Below are 13,511 nucleotides of genomic sequence, written 5' to 3'. Positions count from 1 at the left end.
GATGCCACGGCCGATGCGCGTCTGTGTCGTCCACTCGATCGCGCTTCTGGAAATCGCAAAGTCAATCTCTGCCAACGTGTTGAAAAAAGAAGACACTTTTACCTCTGACACTGTTAAAGAAACCTGTGACACGATTTTGTTACAAACCCGTCATTCGCGGCAACAAGGGATTGGTTTCTTGATTAACGGCTGCAGCGCGTGCGGAGGTGGCGAATGAAGCCCCAGGGGCATGTCCTTGGCCTGCGCGGTCCCGCCAGCATGCAGGCGAACGGGATCCTGCTGCTGCTGGCCGCTATCCTGGGCTTCACCATGATGGACGCGACGGCGAAATACCTGACGCAATCCTATCATCCCGCGCAGGTCGTCTGGGCGCGCTTCGTCGGCAATCTTCTGATCTTCGCCCTCATCTTTCGCGCGGGGACGTTTCCGCTGCTGCGCACCCGCCGACCCGGACTGCAATTCGCCCGCGCCCTGATGCAGCTGGGCTCGGTCGGGCTGTTCTTTTCCTCGCTTCAGGTGATCGGGCTGGCCGAGGCGACGGCGATCATGGACCTGAACCCGGTCCTGATCACGCTTGGCGCCGCGCTGTTCCTGGGCGAGAAGATCGGCCCCCGACGGCTGGCGGGCATCGGTGTCGCGCTGATCGGTGCCCTGATCATCATCCGCCCCGGCATGGGCGTCTTCCAGCCCGCTGCCCTGCTGCCGCTGGCCGGGGCCTTCACCTATGCCACGGGCGCGCTGCTGACGCGGATGGCGCGGATGGATTCGGTGGCGACCTCGGTCATGTGGTCGGCGGTGGTGGGCAGCGCATTGACCTCGCTTGTGGTGCCCTTCGTCTGGCAGCCGATCGCCCTGTCCGACCTGTGGGCCTTCGCGCTGCTGGGCGCTTTCGGCACGCTCAGCCAATACCTGCTGGTCCGCGCCTTTGCCGTGGCCGAGGCCGGTGTGCTGGCGCCCTTCGGCTATACCGGGCTGGTCTGGGCCGGGCTATGGGGCTGGATGCTGTTCGGGCAGTTGCCCGATCTCTGGACGGTCGCGGGGGCTGCGCTTATCGTGGCCGCGGGCCTGTATGTCTGGTCGCGAGAGGCCCGCGCGACGCGAAAGACCTGATGAGCCAACCTGATTCCCCGCCCCTCTCCGACCGCATCGCCAACACCGCCTTCCTGTCGGTGATCGGACTCGCGCGGCTGCTGCCCTATGAAAAGCGCATCCCCGCCGTGGGCTGGCTGTTCGCGCATGTCCTGGGCCTTCTCGCCGGCTGGCGGGGTCGCATCCGCGAGAACCTGGCGCTTGCCCGCCCCGACCTGTCCCCCAACGAGGTCGAGGCACTGGCCCGCGCCGTCCCGAACAACGCGGGCCGGTCCGTGGCAGAAATCTATTCGGGCGAGGAATTCACCGCCCGCATCCGCGAGGCGGATCCCCTAGAAGGCCCCGGCCTGCCGGCGCTGGAAGCCGCCTTCGACGCGCACCGCCCTGTCATCATCGCCTGCGCCCACTTCGGCAACTACGATGCCATGCGCGCAGCCCTTGCCGGGCGCGGCTGGCCCGTGGGCGCGCTTTATCGCCCCATGAACAACGAGGCGTTCAACCGCCACTACATCCCGGCCATCCACGCCATCGCCGAGCCGCTGTTCCCGCGTGGCCGCTCGGGCCTCGCCTCGATGCTGCGTTTCCTGAAGGGGGGCGGCTGGCTGGCGCTCGGCTTTGACCAATACGACCGCCACGCGCCGGAACTGCGCTTCTTCGACCTGCCAAGCCGCACGGTGCTGACGCCCGCCGAACTGGCCGTCCGCTATGACGCACTGCTGGTGCCGGTCCACGGCATCCGCTGTCCCGACGGGCTGCGCTTCCGTGTCCATGTGGGCGAGCCTGTCGAACATGGCGCGCCTGCCCAGATGATGCAGGCGCTGAACGACGACCTGGAGTCGCTGGTCCGGCAGCACATGGACCAGTGGTTCTGGGTGCACCGCCGCTGGAAATAGCACGCCATCCTGATCATTGGCGCACAGCCCCTGCGCGCCCGTGAGCCTTGTGGGGCGGACCCGCCAGCCCCTAGATCCCTCGCAGCGCACATTTCGCGCAACAAAGGGATAACATGAAGAAGATCGGCTTTCTGTCCTTCGGCCACTGGTCGCCCGAGCGCGGATCACAGGTCCGCACGGCCCGGGACGTGCTGCTGCAATCCATCGACCTTGCCGTCGCGGCCGAGGAACTGGGCGCGGACGGGGCCTATTTCCGCGTGCATCACTTCGCGCGCCAGTTGGCCTCGCCCTTTCCGCTGCTGGCCGCCGTCGGCGCGCACACCAGCCGGATCGAGATCGGCACCGGCGTCATCGACATGCGCTATGAAAACCCGCTCTACATGGTCGAGGACGCCGGCGCGGCCGACCTAATTTCCGGCGGGCGCCTGCAGCTTGGCATCAGCCGCGGCAGCCCGGAACAGGTGGTCGATGGCTGGCGCCATTTCGGCTATCAACCCGCCGAGGGCGAAAGCGACCAGGACATGGCCCGCCGCCATACCGAGGTCTTCCTGCAGCAGCTTGAAGGCAAGGGCTTTGCGCGTCCGAACCCGCGCCCGATGTTTCCGAACCCACCGGGCCTGTTGCGGCTGGAACCCCATTCGGAAGGGCTGCGCGACCGCATCTGGTGGGGCTCGGCGTCCGACGCCACGGCGGAATGGGCGGCCCGGATGGGCATGAACCTGCAAAGTTCGACCCTCAAGGTCGATGAATCGGGCGAGCCGTTCCACGTCCAGCAGGCCCGCCAGATCCGCGTCTATCGCGAAGCCTGGGCGGCTGCCGGCCATGAGCGCGCCCCGCGCGTGTCGGTCAGCCGGTCGATCTTCGCCCTGGTGAATGACATGGACCGCCGCTATTTCGGGCGCGGGGGCAAGGACAGCGACCAGATCGGCAATATCGACAACTATCGCGCCGTCTTCGGGCGCAGCTATGCCGACGAACCCGACCGGCTGATCGGCCAGTTGCGCCAGGACGAAGCCATTGCCGAGGCCGATACCCTGCTGCTGACCGTGCCGAACATGCTGGGCGTCGATTACAACGTCCATGTCATCGACAGCATCCTGCGCCACGTCGCCCCGGCGCTTGGCTGGCGCTAGCCCAGGCCGGTTTCGCGCAGATACAGCCGGACCGCATCCGCCACATGGCGGAAGCGGTCGCCGCCCAGCTGCTTGCCGCCATACCAGCGGGTCACGACCACGACATGATCCTGAAGCCCGGCGCGTTCCAGCATCTGCAGGATCAGCGCCCCTGCGCCAGCCTCGCCATCGTCGTCCTTGACCGCCTCGCCGGAGAGGATCGCCGCCCAGGTGTTGTGGGTCGCCTTGGCGAACCGCTTGTTTCGCTTCAGCTCGGCCAGCAGGGCCTGGGCCTCGGCGCGCGTGGCGGCGGGTCCGCCCGAGACCGCATAGCGCGATCCCCGGTCCGAAATGATCTTGTCGAAGACCTGCATCGGCAGTTCAGGCGCCCCGCCGCCGCACGTAAAGCTCCAGCCGGTGATGGACGATCTCGTATCCCATTTCCGCCGCGATCTCGGCCTGCAGGCGCTCGATCCGGTCGTTGATGAATTCCATCACCTCGCCCGTGTCCACGTCGATCATGTGGTCGTGGTGGCGCTGGTCCGCGGCCTCCCACCGGGCGGGTTCGCCCTGGAATTCCAGCTTCTCGATCACGCCCTGGGCCTGCAGCGTGGTCAGCGTGCGATAAACGGTCGCCAGCGACACGCCGGCGCCCGCCGCCTCGGCCCGGCGGTGCAGTTCGGCGGCGTCGGGATGATCCTCGCTGCCCGCAATCACGCGCAACAGCGCCGCGCGCTGCCGCGTCACCCGCACTCCGGCATGGCGCAAGGCCTGTTCCAACTGTGTCGCTCGATTTTCCATGAAACTCTGATGCCGCATTCGGCGTTCAGTTGCAACTAATTCTCAACTATTGACAGCTGAGAACGACTTGCACATAACTTGGCCATGGACAGCAAGGATTGGAAACGAACGTTGATGAAACTGTCTGTGGCTGCCGCTTTCGCTACCCTCTTCTGCCTGCCCGCCCATGCCGAACAACTGAAGGTCGCGACGACCTTCACAATCATCGCCGACATGGCCCGCAACGTCGCAGGTGACGCGGCGACGGTCGAGTCGATCACCAAGCCGGGGGCCGAGATCCACAACTACCAGCCGACCTCGGGCGACCTGATCCGCGCCGGGGACGCCCGGTTGATCCTGGTGAACGGGCTGAACCTGGAAAGCTGGTTCCAGCAATTCATCGACCAGCTGGGCGACGTGCCTGTCGCCGTGGTCAGCGAGGGCGTCGAGCCAATGCCCATCAGCGGCGGAGAGTACGAGGGCAAGCCGAACCCCCATGCGTGGATGGCGCTCGACAGCGCGCTGATCTATGTGGACAACATTGCGGCGGCGATGGCCACGGCCGATCCCGGCAATGCGGCGACCTACCAGGCCAATGCCGAAGCCTACAAGGCGCAGATCACGGAAACCATTGCGCCCCTTCGCGACGCCGCCCGCGCCCTTCCGGCGGACCGCCGCTGGCTGGTCACCTCCGAAGGAGCGTTCTCCTACCTCGCCCGCGACTTCGGCCTGAAGCAACTCTACCTGTGGCCGATCAACGCCGATGCGCAGGGCACCCCGCAGCAGGTGCGCCATGTCATCGACGTGATGCGCGAAAACAACGTGGATGTGGTGTTCTCGGAATCCACCGTTTCCGACCGCCCGGCGCGCCGCGTGGCCGCGGAAACCGGCGCGACCTATGGCGGCGTCCTGTATGTGGACAGCCTTTCGGACGCGGACGGCCCGGTCCCCACCTATCTGGACCTGCTGCGCGTCACATCGGAGACCATCGTGAACGGGCTTGGGGAATGAGCGACGGGATCGACGTCAAGAACCTGACCGTCGCCTATCGTAATGGCGTCACCGCCCTGCGGGACGCCAGCTTCACGGTTCCCCAAGGCTCGGTCACGGCCCTGGTAGGCGTCAACGGCGCCGGGAAATCGACGCTGTTCAAGGCCCTGATGGGCCTGCTGCCCCATGCCGCCGGGCAGGTCGGCATCATGGGCGGCACCGTCGAACAGGCCCTGGCAAGGAACCTCGTGGCCTATGTCCCCCAGGCCGAGGAGGTGGACTGGTCCTTCCCCGTCCTGGTCCAGGATGTGGTGATGATGGGCCGCTATGGCCACATGGGCTTCTTTCGCCGCCCCCGCCCCCAGGACCGCCAGGCAGTGGACACTGCGCTGGCGCGCGTCGGCATGGCCGACTTCCGCCATCGCCAGATCGGAGAGCTGTCGGGCGGGCAGAAGAAACGCGTCTTCCTGGCCCGCGCCATTGCCCAGGACGCGCGGGTGATCCTGCTGGACGAACCCTTTACCGGCGTCGATGTGAAGACCGAGGAGGCGATCATCGCCCTGCTCAAGGCCATGCGGGACGAAGGCCGGGTGATGCTGGTCTCGACCCACGACCTGGGCTCGGTCCCCGAATATTGCGACCGGGTGGTGATGGTGAAGGGCACGGTCCTGGCAAGCGGGCCGACCGGGACGACCTTCACGCCCGAAAACCTGAAACGCGCCTTCGGCGGCGTCCTGCGCCATTTCGTGCTGGGTGGCGCCGCGCTGCACGACGACGCCGACCAGCGCAGCGTCGATGTCTTTACCGACGACGAACGCCCGCTTGTCTTCTACGACCACCGCGCCCGGACCAGGGATCCCGAATGACAGCGCCTTCTTCTTCACTCAAATATCCCACGGGGGTGCGGGGGTGTGAAACCCCCGCTTGCAACGCCTGATGCTGGAAACCCTGCTGACCCCTTTCACCTACGGCTACATGGCGAACGCCATCTGGGTGTCGGCCCTCGTCGGCGGGGTCTGCGCCTTCCTGTCCGCCTATCTGATGCTGAAGGGCTGGAGCCTGATCGGCGATGCCCTGTCCCACTCCATCGTTCCCGGAGTCGCCGGCGCCTACATGCTGGGCCTGCCCTTTGCGCTTGGCGCCTTCCTGTCGGGCGGGCTGGCCGCGCTGACCATGCTGTTCCTGAACAGCCGCACCGGGCTGAAGGAGGACGCGATCATCGGCCTGATCTTCACCGGCTTCTTCGGGATCGGGCTTTTCATGATCTCGCTCAATCCGGTTTCGGTGGATCTGCAGGTGATCACCATGGGCAACATCCTGGCGATCTCTCCCGCCGACACGCTGCAACTGGCGATCATCGGAGGCGTCTCGCTGGTGATCCTGCTGGCGAAATGGCGCGATCTGATGGTGGTCTTCTTCGACGAAAGCCATGCGCGCACCATCGGCCTGCGCCCCGGACGGCTGCGGGTTCTGTTCTTCACGCTGCTGGCGGCCTCGACCGTCGCCGCCATGCAGACGGTGGGCGCCTTCCTGGTCATCGCCATGGTGGTGACGCCCGGCGCCACCGCCTATCTGCTGACCGACCGCTTTCCGCGGCTGATCGCGCTGTCGGTTGCGATCGGCACGCTGACCTCGGCCATCGGGGCCTATGTCAGCTTCTTCCTGGATGGCGCGACCGGAGGCATCATCGTGGTCCTGCAGACGCTGATCTTCCTGCTGGCCTTCATCTTCGCGCCGACGCACGGCCTGCTGGCCAGCCGCCGCCGCATTCGCAGGGCCGTGCAATGAACTGGCTGACCGCGCCCTTCGCCTTCCCCTTCATGGTCGAGGCGATGCTGATCACCGTCATCGTCGCCATTCCCGCCGCCCTGCTCAGTTGCTTCCTCGTGCTGCGGGGCTGGGCGCTGATGGGCGACGGCATCAGCCATGCCGTGCTGCCGGGGATCGTGCTGGCCTATCTGGCAGGCATCCCGCTGCTGATCGGAGCTTTCGTCGCGGGCATGATCTGCGCCCTATCCGCGGGCTGGCTGGACGCCAACAGCCGGGTGAAGCCGGATACCACGCTGGGCGTCGTCATGTCGGGCATGTTCGGCCTGGGGCTCGTGATCTACACGCAGTTCCCGACCGACGTGCATCTGGACCATATCCTGTTCGGCAACATCCTGGGCGTGGGACGCGACGACTTCGTCTCGGCCGGGTCGATCTCGGCCGTGGTGGGGCTGGTGCTGGTCCTGAAATGGCGCGACTTCGCGCTGCTGGTCTTCGACCCGGTGCAAGCGCGTGTGGCGGGACTGCCGATCGCCTGGCTGCACTACGGGATGCTGGCGATGATCTCGGCCGTGGTGGTGGCGATGCTGTCGGCCGTGGGAATCATCCTGTCGGTCTCCCTGCTGATCGCGCCCGGGGCCATCGCCTTCCTGGTGACCCGCCGCCTGCAGGCAATGCTGGCGCTGGCCGTTGCCGTCGCCACGGGCTCCGGCCTTGCGGGCATCTGGATCAGCTTCTGGCTGGACAGCGCGCCCGCGCCCACTATCGTCGTCGTGATGACCGTGCTGTTCGCGCTGGTCTTCTTCTGGCGGCAGGCGACCGGAGGCCGCACCGCCGCAACCTGACGCCGCACCTTGACGGAGAACGCGATGCTGCCGGACCGCAAGACCTTCCCCCCGGATTTCACCTTCGGCGTCGCGACCTCGGCCTATCAGATCGAGGGATCCAGCCATGGCGAGGCCGGTCCATCGCATTGGGATACCTTTGCCGCCACGCCGGGCAACATCGCGGACAACGGCAACGGCAGCCTGGCCTGCGACCATTACCACCTGTGGCCCCAGGATCTGGACCTGATCCGGGACGGGGGCTTTTCGGCCTATCGCTTCTCGACCTCCTGGGCGCGGGTCATGCCCGACGGCGTGACGGTGAACCCGCAGGCGCTGGACTTCTATGACCGGCTGGTGGACGGGGTGCTGGAGCGTGGTCCGGCACCCCACCTGACCTGCTATCACTGGGAACTGCCTGCCGCGCTGTCCGACCTGGGCGGCTGGCAGAACCGCGACATCGCCGGGCACTTTGCCGATTACTGCACGGCGATCCATCGCAGAATCGGCGACCGGGTGGCCAGCACGGCCACGCTGAACGAACCCTGGTGCATCGCCTGGCTGTCGCATTTCCTGGGCCATCACGCCCCCGGCCTGCGCGACATCCGCGCCGCTGCCCGTGCCATGCACCATGTCCTGCTGGCCCATGGCACCGCCATCCAGGCGCTGCGAGGGGACGGCGCAAGGAACCTCGGCATCGTCCTGAACTTCGAGACCGCCCATCCCGCCAACGACAGCCCCGGGGCCATCCAAGCGGCGAAGCTGCAGGACGCGATCTATAACCAGTGGTTCATCCGTGCCGTGATGGGCCAGGGCTATCCGCAAGCGGCGCTGGACGGGCTGGAGCCGCATCTGCCCCAAGGCTGGCAGGCCGACATGGAGGGGATCGCGCAGCCGATCGACTGGCTGGGCGTCAACTACTACACCCGCCGCCTTTATGCGGCGGGCGCGGGCCTCTGGCCGCAGGGAGACGCCGTGGACGGTCCCTTGCCCAAGACGCAGATGGGCTGGGAAATCCGGCCCGAGGGCCTGACCGAGTTCCTGACCCGCCTTGCCCGCGATCACGTGGGCAGCCTGCCGATCCTTGTCACCGAAAACGGCATGTCCGAGGCCGCGGGCCCCGACATCACCGCCGACCCGCGCCGCATCGCCTTTATCGGCGATCACCTGCGCGCGGCTAGGGAGGCCATGGACGAGGGCGTGAACCTGCGCGGCTTCTTCTACTGGTCGCTGCTGGACAACTTCGAATGGGGGTGGGGCTATGGTCCGCGCTTCGGGCTGGTCCATGTCGATTACCAGACGATGGCGCGCACGCCCAAGGCCAGCTGGCACGCGTTTCGCGCAATGCTGCGGGAATAGCGCCTTGGTTGCGTCCCGGGGATCCAGCCGCTATCTGAAGGCCCAGGGGAAATGCCAAGGGGCCACCATGATCGTCATCGCCGCCGCCATCATCGGGGCCTTCCTTGGCTGGCGCCGGGCCGTTCAGCTGGGCGGTGCGCCGCGCGACCGCGCGCAATACGCGGCAGCCTTCGCCATGGCTTTCGCCGTGCTGGGACTGTTCGCGACCGTCATTGTTGATCGGATGATCTGATGTTCATCCCGTTCCTCGACAGCCTGCGCCGGCAAGGAGTTCCGGTCTCGCTGCGGGAATGGCTGGACCTGATGGCGGGGATGCAGGCCGGGGTAGCGGGCTGGACGGTGGACGGCTTCTACCACCTGGCCCGGCTGGCGCTGGTCAAGGACGAACGCCATATCGACCGCTTCGACCGCGCCTTTGCCGAGGCATTTTCGGGCCTGGAAACGATCCCGGTCGAGGCGCTTGTGACCGAACGGGCGATCCCCCGCGAATGGCTGGAAAAGCTGGCCGAGAAGCTGCTGACGGACGAGGAAAAGGCCCGGATCCAGGGCAGCGGCAGCTTCGAGGAGCTGATGCGGAAGCTGCGCGAAAGGTTGGCCGAACAGCAGGGGCGCCACCAGGGCGGAGCCAAGTGGATCGGCACGGGCGGAACTTCGCCCTTCGGCGCCCATGGCTACAACCCCGAAGGGGTGCGCATCGGCCAGGACGAATCCCGCCACCGCCGCGCGGTCAAGGTCTGGGACAAGCGCGAATTCCGCGACTTCGACGACGGGGTGGAACTGGGCACCCGCAACATCAAGGTCGCGCTGAAGCGCTTGCGGCAATGGGCGCGGCACGGCGCGGCGGACGAACTGGACCTGCCCGCCACGATCCGCGCCACCGCCGATCACGGCTATATCGACGTGCAGACCCGGCCGGAACGTCGCAACGCGGTCAAGGTGCTGCTGTTCCTGGACGTGGGCGGGTCGATGGACGATCATATCCGCGTCGTGGACGAGCTGTTCTCGGCCGCCCGCGCCGAGTTCAAGCACATGGAGCATTTCTACTTCCACAACTGCCTTTACGAAGGCGTGTGGACGGACAACCGCCGCCGCTGGACCCAGCAGACCCCCACCTGGGACGTGCTTCACCGCTTTGGCCGCGACTACAAGTGCATCTTCGTGGGCGATGCGTCGATGTCGCCCTACGAGATCGCGGTGCCCGGCGGGGCCAACGAACACTGGAACCCGGAAGCGGGCGAGGTCTGGCTGCGCCGCGCGGCCGAGACCTGGCCCGACCACATCTGGCTGAACCCCGTCCCGCAGGCGCATTGGGGCTACACGCAATCCATCGCCATGATCGGCAAAATCTTCGAAAGCCGCATGATGCCCCTGACCCTGGACGGGTTGACGCAAGCGATGCGGATCCTTGGATGATGCACGATCTGGCCGCGCTGCTGCCCCACTGGGGACCGTGGCTGGTGGCGGTTTCGGCCTTTCTGTCCTGCATGATGGTGCCGCTGCCGACCTCGCCGCTGCTTTTGACGGCGGGGGCGCTGTCGGGAACCGGGCATCTGTGGCTGCCCGAACTGGCGGCGGGGGCCACCTTGGGCGCGACGGCGGGCGATCTTGCGGCCTTCGCCCTGGCGCGGCGGATCGGGCCCTGGCTGAACCGCCCCGGCAGCCGCCGCGCCGCCCTGTTTGCCAAGGCGCAGGAGCTGATCGTCCGGCGCGGGACAATGGCTGTATTCCTGTCGCGCTGGCTGGTCACGCCGTTGGGCCCGGCCACCAACTATGTCGCGGGTGCGGCGGGGATGCCGCTGCACCGCTTCGCATTGGCGACCCTGCCGGGCGAAGGCCTGTGGGCCGCGATCCACCTGCTTGCCGGGCATCTGCTGGCCCGCGGCTTTCGCCACACCGAGGGCGCCGCGCTCAAGGCGCTGGCGGTTGGTGCGGGGCTGACGGTGGTGCTTCTGGTCCTGCGGAGGATCTGGCGCAGGCGGCACGGCCTGACCATATAGGGATCATGCTGAAGTTCACGCCGATCATCCTGCTGATCCTTTACATCGCCGCCGTGTGGTTCTTTTCCCTGTGGCGGCTGAAGCAGGAATTGAACCAGCGATCGACACCCCTGACCCATCCCCGCCTGACGCCCATGCTGGAACGGCTGGGCCGGGCGATGGACCTGCCCGCGGTCCGCGCCCATGTCTACGAGGTCGAGCCGGTCAACGGCCTTGCGGCCCCCGACGGGCGCATCTTCCTGACCCGCGGCTTCATCCGCAAGCTGGACGCAGGCGAGGTCACGCCCGAGGAACTGGCCAGCGTCATCGCCCACGAGCTGGGCCATGTCGCCCATGGCCACGCGCGCCGGCGGATGATCGACTTCGCGGGACAGAACGCCATCCGCATGGCGCTGGCCGGGGTGCTGGGCCGCATCATCCCCGGCCTTGGCGTGTGGATCGCGGGGCTGGTCGCCGCCGCCGTCGCCGCCCGCCTGTCGCGCGAGGATGAATTCGAGGCCGACCGCTTTGCCAGCGCGCTGATGATCCGCGCGGGGCTGGGCACCGGCCCGCAGATCTCGCTGTTCCAGAAACTGGAGCGGCTGACGGGCAACCGCGGCACGGCCCCGGCCTGGCTTTTGTCCCACCCCCCCGTGGCCCGCCGCATCGCGGCCATCCAGACGCAGGAAGCGCGCTGGCGGCAGGGCTGAATCAGCTTGCGACACGCAAGGGTTGTCCTATGCTGCCCCGGCACCACTGGACACCACCATGACGCCACCCTTCCGCCGCCGGGTTCTGTATCTGCCCGGCTTCGATCCGATGCCCCCCCGGCGCTACCGAGAGTTGTATCGCCGCGAATCCCGGAAGCAGGCGGAAATCAGCGGTTACGATCTGACCATGGAAAAGCCTGCCGTGGCGACCGGCTTCGGCTGGCGCACCCGCGCGCATTTCCCCGAGGGAAAGGCCGATGCGCGGGTCGAGGTGCTGGTCTGGGCCGACATGGTGCAGGCCTCGATGCAGACGGGCATCCTTGCAACCTATGCGCAGATGGTTCGGACAGCCTGGATCTATATCGGCTCGGGGGCGCTGCGGCGGTTGATGCGGCTGCGGCGCGGGCCGGTTCTGGCGGCGCTTTATCCCTTTGCGGTACTCTTGCTGCAACTGCTTGGCGCGATCCTGGTCGCGATGCTGGCAGGATGGGCGGTGGCGGTCCTGACAGGCCTGTCCTGGCTGGCCGCGATCCTTGCCCTTGGTGCAGCATGGGCCACCCTGGCCCTTGCCGAAAGGCAGGACCGCCGGCTGTTCGCGCATTACCTGATGCATGACTATGCCTTCACCGCCAGCCTGCAGGGGGCCTATCCGCCCGAACTGGAAGACCGGCTGGCCCAGTTCGCCGACCGCGTCGCCCATGCCCTGACCGAGGATATCGACGAGGTCCTGGTCGTCGGCCATTCCTCGGGCGCGTATTTGGCGGTGTCTCTGCTGGCCGATGTCCTCCGCCGGGGCGCGGTCGCGCCCCATGGTCCCGCCCTGGCGCTGCTGACCTTGGGCCATGTGGTGCCGATGGCCGCCTTTCTGCCACGCGCGCAGCGCCTGCGCGCTGACCTTGCCTATCTGTCCGAGCGGCCGGACCTGTTCTGGCTGGATGTCACCGCGCCCGGCGATGCCTGCAGCTTTGCCCTGTGCGACCCGGTCGCCGTCACCGGGGTCGCGCGGCCCGGCCAGCGCTGGCCGCTGGTGATCTCGGCCGCCTTCACGCAAACCCTGTCACGGCGCCTGCAGCGCGAACTGCGCTGGCGCTGGTTCCGGCTGCACCTGCAGTATCTGTGCGCCTTCGACCAGCCGGGCGATTACGACTATTTCGCCATCACCGCCGGACCACGGCGGCTGGACGACCGCTTCGGGGGGCGCCGCCCCTCGCCCGGTCGCATCGCCACCCCGGCCGGGCCGGGGCTGCCATGATCCCGCCCCGTCCCGCCACGACGGAAGGCCGGGGCAGCGTCCTGCGCTTTGCCCGCGCCTTCCGCCGGGACCTGCTGTCTGCCCTGCCCCAGCGGCTGTATCACGCCTGGATGGCCGAGTTTCGCAGCCCGCTGATCCACAGCTTCGTCTGCAACGATCCGGCCCTTGTGCGCCTGATCCTGAAGGAGCGTCCCGGCGATTTCCCCAAGTCGGACCGGCTGCGCGCCGGTCTGGCGCCGCTGCTGGGCGAATCCGTCTTTGTCACGAATGGCGATCAGTGGGCGGCGCAGCGCCGCATCATCGACCCCGCCTTCGAGGGCGGGCGCCTGCACGACAGCCTGCCCGCCATCTTCGCCGCAGCCGATGCCGCCGTGGCCCGCCTGCGACCCGGCGAACAGGATATCGAGCCGGAATGCAGCCATGCCGCCGCCGACGTGATCTTTCGCGCGCTGTTCTCGATGCCGATCGAACATGACATCTCGGCGCAGGTCTTCCAGGCCTTCCGCGCGCATCAGGACGCGCAGCCCGTCGTCAACCTCGCGGCCCTGCTGCCCTGGCCACGCTGGCTGCCCCACCCCCATTCGCGCCGCACCCGCCGCACCGCGGCGGTGATCCGCGGCCTGATCACCGGCCTGGTCACGGCCCGGATGCAGGCGATCCGCGAGGGCCGCGCGCCCGACGACCTAGCACTACTTTGGCAGATTATTGCTGATCCGATAGTCTCTGACTTCAAGGTCGACGTTTTGAGTGATTCATAGG

At 67.3% G+C, this 13,511-nt stretch carries 17 protein-coding genes; 15 read left to right on the top strand and 2 right to left on the bottom strand.

Going from position 1 to position 13,511, the window contains the following annotated elements; translation table 11 throughout:
- The first annotated feature begins 1 nt into the window (after window position 1).
- The 4 genes from OU682_RS15255 (at window position 2) to OU682_RS15240 (ending at window position 3,115) form a co-directional block, all read left to right on the top strand.
- Window positions 2–217: a hypothetical protein gene (locus OU682_RS15255; protein ID WP_268943028.1), complete on the top strand. Its 216-nt coding sequence runs from the start codon at window positions 2–4 to the stop codon at window positions 215–217.
- Window positions 214–1,110 carry a DMT family transporter gene (locus OU682_RS15250; RefSeq protein WP_268943027.1) on the top strand — a complete coding sequence of 299 codons (897 nt, stop codon included), beginning with the start codon at window positions 214–216 and terminating at the stop codon, window positions 1,108–1,110. The genes OU682_RS15255 and OU682_RS15250 overlap by 4 nt, the downstream gene beginning before the upstream one ends.
- The gene (locus OU682_RS15245) at window positions 1,110–1,982 is read left to right on the top strand and encodes a lysophospholipid acyltransferase family protein (RefSeq protein ID WP_268943026.1); all 873 of its coding nucleotides are present in this window, start codon (window positions 1,110–1,112) and stop codon (window positions 1,980–1,982) included. Before OU682_RS15250 ends, OU682_RS15245 begins: the two co-directional genes overlap by 1 nt.
- Before the next feature lie 113 nt (window positions 1,983–2,095).
- A complete protein-coding gene (locus OU682_RS15240; protein WP_268943025.1) occupies window positions 2,096–3,115 on the top strand; it encodes an LLM class flavin-dependent oxidoreductase in 1,020 nt (339 codons plus the stop codon).
- On the opposite strand, the gene OU682_RS15235 is transcribed toward OU682_RS15240, so the two are convergent.
- Both OU682_RS15235 and OU682_RS15230 read right to left on the bottom strand, forming a co-directional pair.
- Window positions 3,112–3,468 (bottom strand): YigZ family protein, encoded by a 357-nt coding sequence (locus OU682_RS15235; RefSeq protein ID WP_268943024.1) that lies wholly within the window; start codon window positions 3,466–3,468, stop codon window positions 3,112–3,114. The two genes, OU682_RS15240 and OU682_RS15235, sit on opposite strands and share 4 nt — an antisense overlap.
- 7 nt (window positions 3,469–3,475) lie before the next feature.
- Window positions 3,476–3,913, bottom strand: coding sequence for a Fur family transcriptional regulator (locus tag OU682_RS15230; protein ID WP_268943023.1), 438 nt, complete (start codon window positions 3,911–3,913; stop codon window positions 3,476–3,478).
- A gap of 96 nt (window positions 3,914–4,009) precedes the next feature.
- Here OU682_RS15230 and OU682_RS15225 point away from each other — a divergent pair, with 96 nt between their 5' ends.
- From OU682_RS15225 to OU682_RS15175, 11 genes are all read left to right on the top strand, one after another.
- Window positions 4,010–4,885: a metal ABC transporter substrate-binding protein gene (locus OU682_RS15225; protein WP_268943022.1), complete on the top strand. Its 876-nt coding sequence runs from the start codon at window positions 4,010–4,012 to the stop codon at window positions 4,883–4,885.
- Window positions 4,882–5,730 carry a manganese/iron ABC transporter ATP-binding protein gene (locus tag OU682_RS15220; protein WP_268943021.1) on the top strand — a complete coding sequence of 283 codons (849 nt, stop codon included), beginning with the start codon at window positions 4,882–4,884 and terminating at the stop codon, window positions 5,728–5,730. The genes OU682_RS15225 and OU682_RS15220 overlap by 4 nt, the downstream gene beginning before the upstream one ends.
- A 70-nt stretch (window positions 5,731–5,800) precedes the next feature.
- Window positions 5,801–6,652, top strand: a complete 852-nt coding sequence (locus tag OU682_RS15215; RefSeq protein WP_268943020.1) for a metal ABC transporter permease — start codon at window positions 5,801–5,803, stop codon at window positions 6,650–6,652.
- Window positions 6,649–7,476, top strand: coding sequence for a metal ABC transporter permease (locus OU682_RS15210; RefSeq protein WP_268943019.1), 828 nt, complete (start codon window positions 6,649–6,651; stop codon window positions 7,474–7,476). Before OU682_RS15215 ends, OU682_RS15210 begins: the two co-directional genes overlap by 4 nt.
- Before the next feature lie 24 nt (window positions 7,477–7,500).
- The gene (locus OU682_RS15205; RefSeq protein WP_268943018.1) at window positions 7,501–8,814 is read left to right on the top strand and encodes a GH1 family beta-glucosidase; all 1,314 of its coding nucleotides are present in this window, start codon (window positions 7,501–7,503) and stop codon (window positions 8,812–8,814) included.
- Window positions 8,815–8,881: 67 nt separating this feature from the next.
- Window positions 8,882–9,046, top strand: a complete 165-nt coding sequence (locus OU682_RS15200) for a hypothetical protein (RefSeq protein ID WP_268943017.1) — start codon at window positions 8,882–8,884, stop codon at window positions 9,044–9,046.
- On the top strand, window positions 9,046–10,227 hold the full coding sequence (locus OU682_RS15195) for a vWA domain-containing protein (protein ID WP_268943016.1): 1,182 nt from the start codon (window positions 9,046–9,048) through the stop codon (window positions 10,225–10,227). The genes OU682_RS15200 and OU682_RS15195 overlap by 1 nt, the downstream gene beginning before the upstream one ends.
- Window positions 10,224–10,811, top strand: a complete 588-nt coding sequence (locus tag OU682_RS15190) for a DedA family protein (RefSeq protein ID WP_268943015.1) — start codon at window positions 10,224–10,226, stop codon at window positions 10,809–10,811. Before OU682_RS15195 ends, OU682_RS15190 begins: the two co-directional genes overlap by 4 nt.
- A gap of 5 nt (window positions 10,812–10,816) precedes the next feature.
- Window positions 10,817–11,500 carry a M48 family metallopeptidase gene (locus OU682_RS15185; protein WP_268943014.1) on the top strand — a complete coding sequence of 228 codons (684 nt, stop codon included), beginning with the start codon at window positions 10,817–10,819 and terminating at the stop codon, window positions 11,498–11,500.
- Window positions 11,501–11,558: 58 nt separating this feature from the next.
- Window positions 11,559–12,752, top strand: a complete 1,194-nt coding sequence (locus tag OU682_RS15180; protein ID WP_268943013.1) for a hypothetical protein — start codon at window positions 11,559–11,561, stop codon at window positions 12,750–12,752.
- Entirely contained in the window at window positions 12,749–13,510 is a 762-nt protein-coding gene (locus OU682_RS15175; RefSeq protein WP_329609814.1) for a cytochrome P450, read from the top strand. The genes OU682_RS15180 and OU682_RS15175 overlap by 4 nt, the downstream gene beginning before the upstream one ends.
- The last annotated feature ends 1 nt before the right edge of the window (window position 13,511 follow it).

Source organism: Paracoccus benzoatiresistens, from assembly GCF_026913015.1.
Lineage (GTDB): Bacteria > Pseudomonadota > Alphaproteobacteria > Rhodobacterales > Rhodobacteraceae > Paracoccus > Paracoccus benzoatiresistens.
This window is presented reverse-complemented; position numbering and strand designations above follow the sequence as displayed.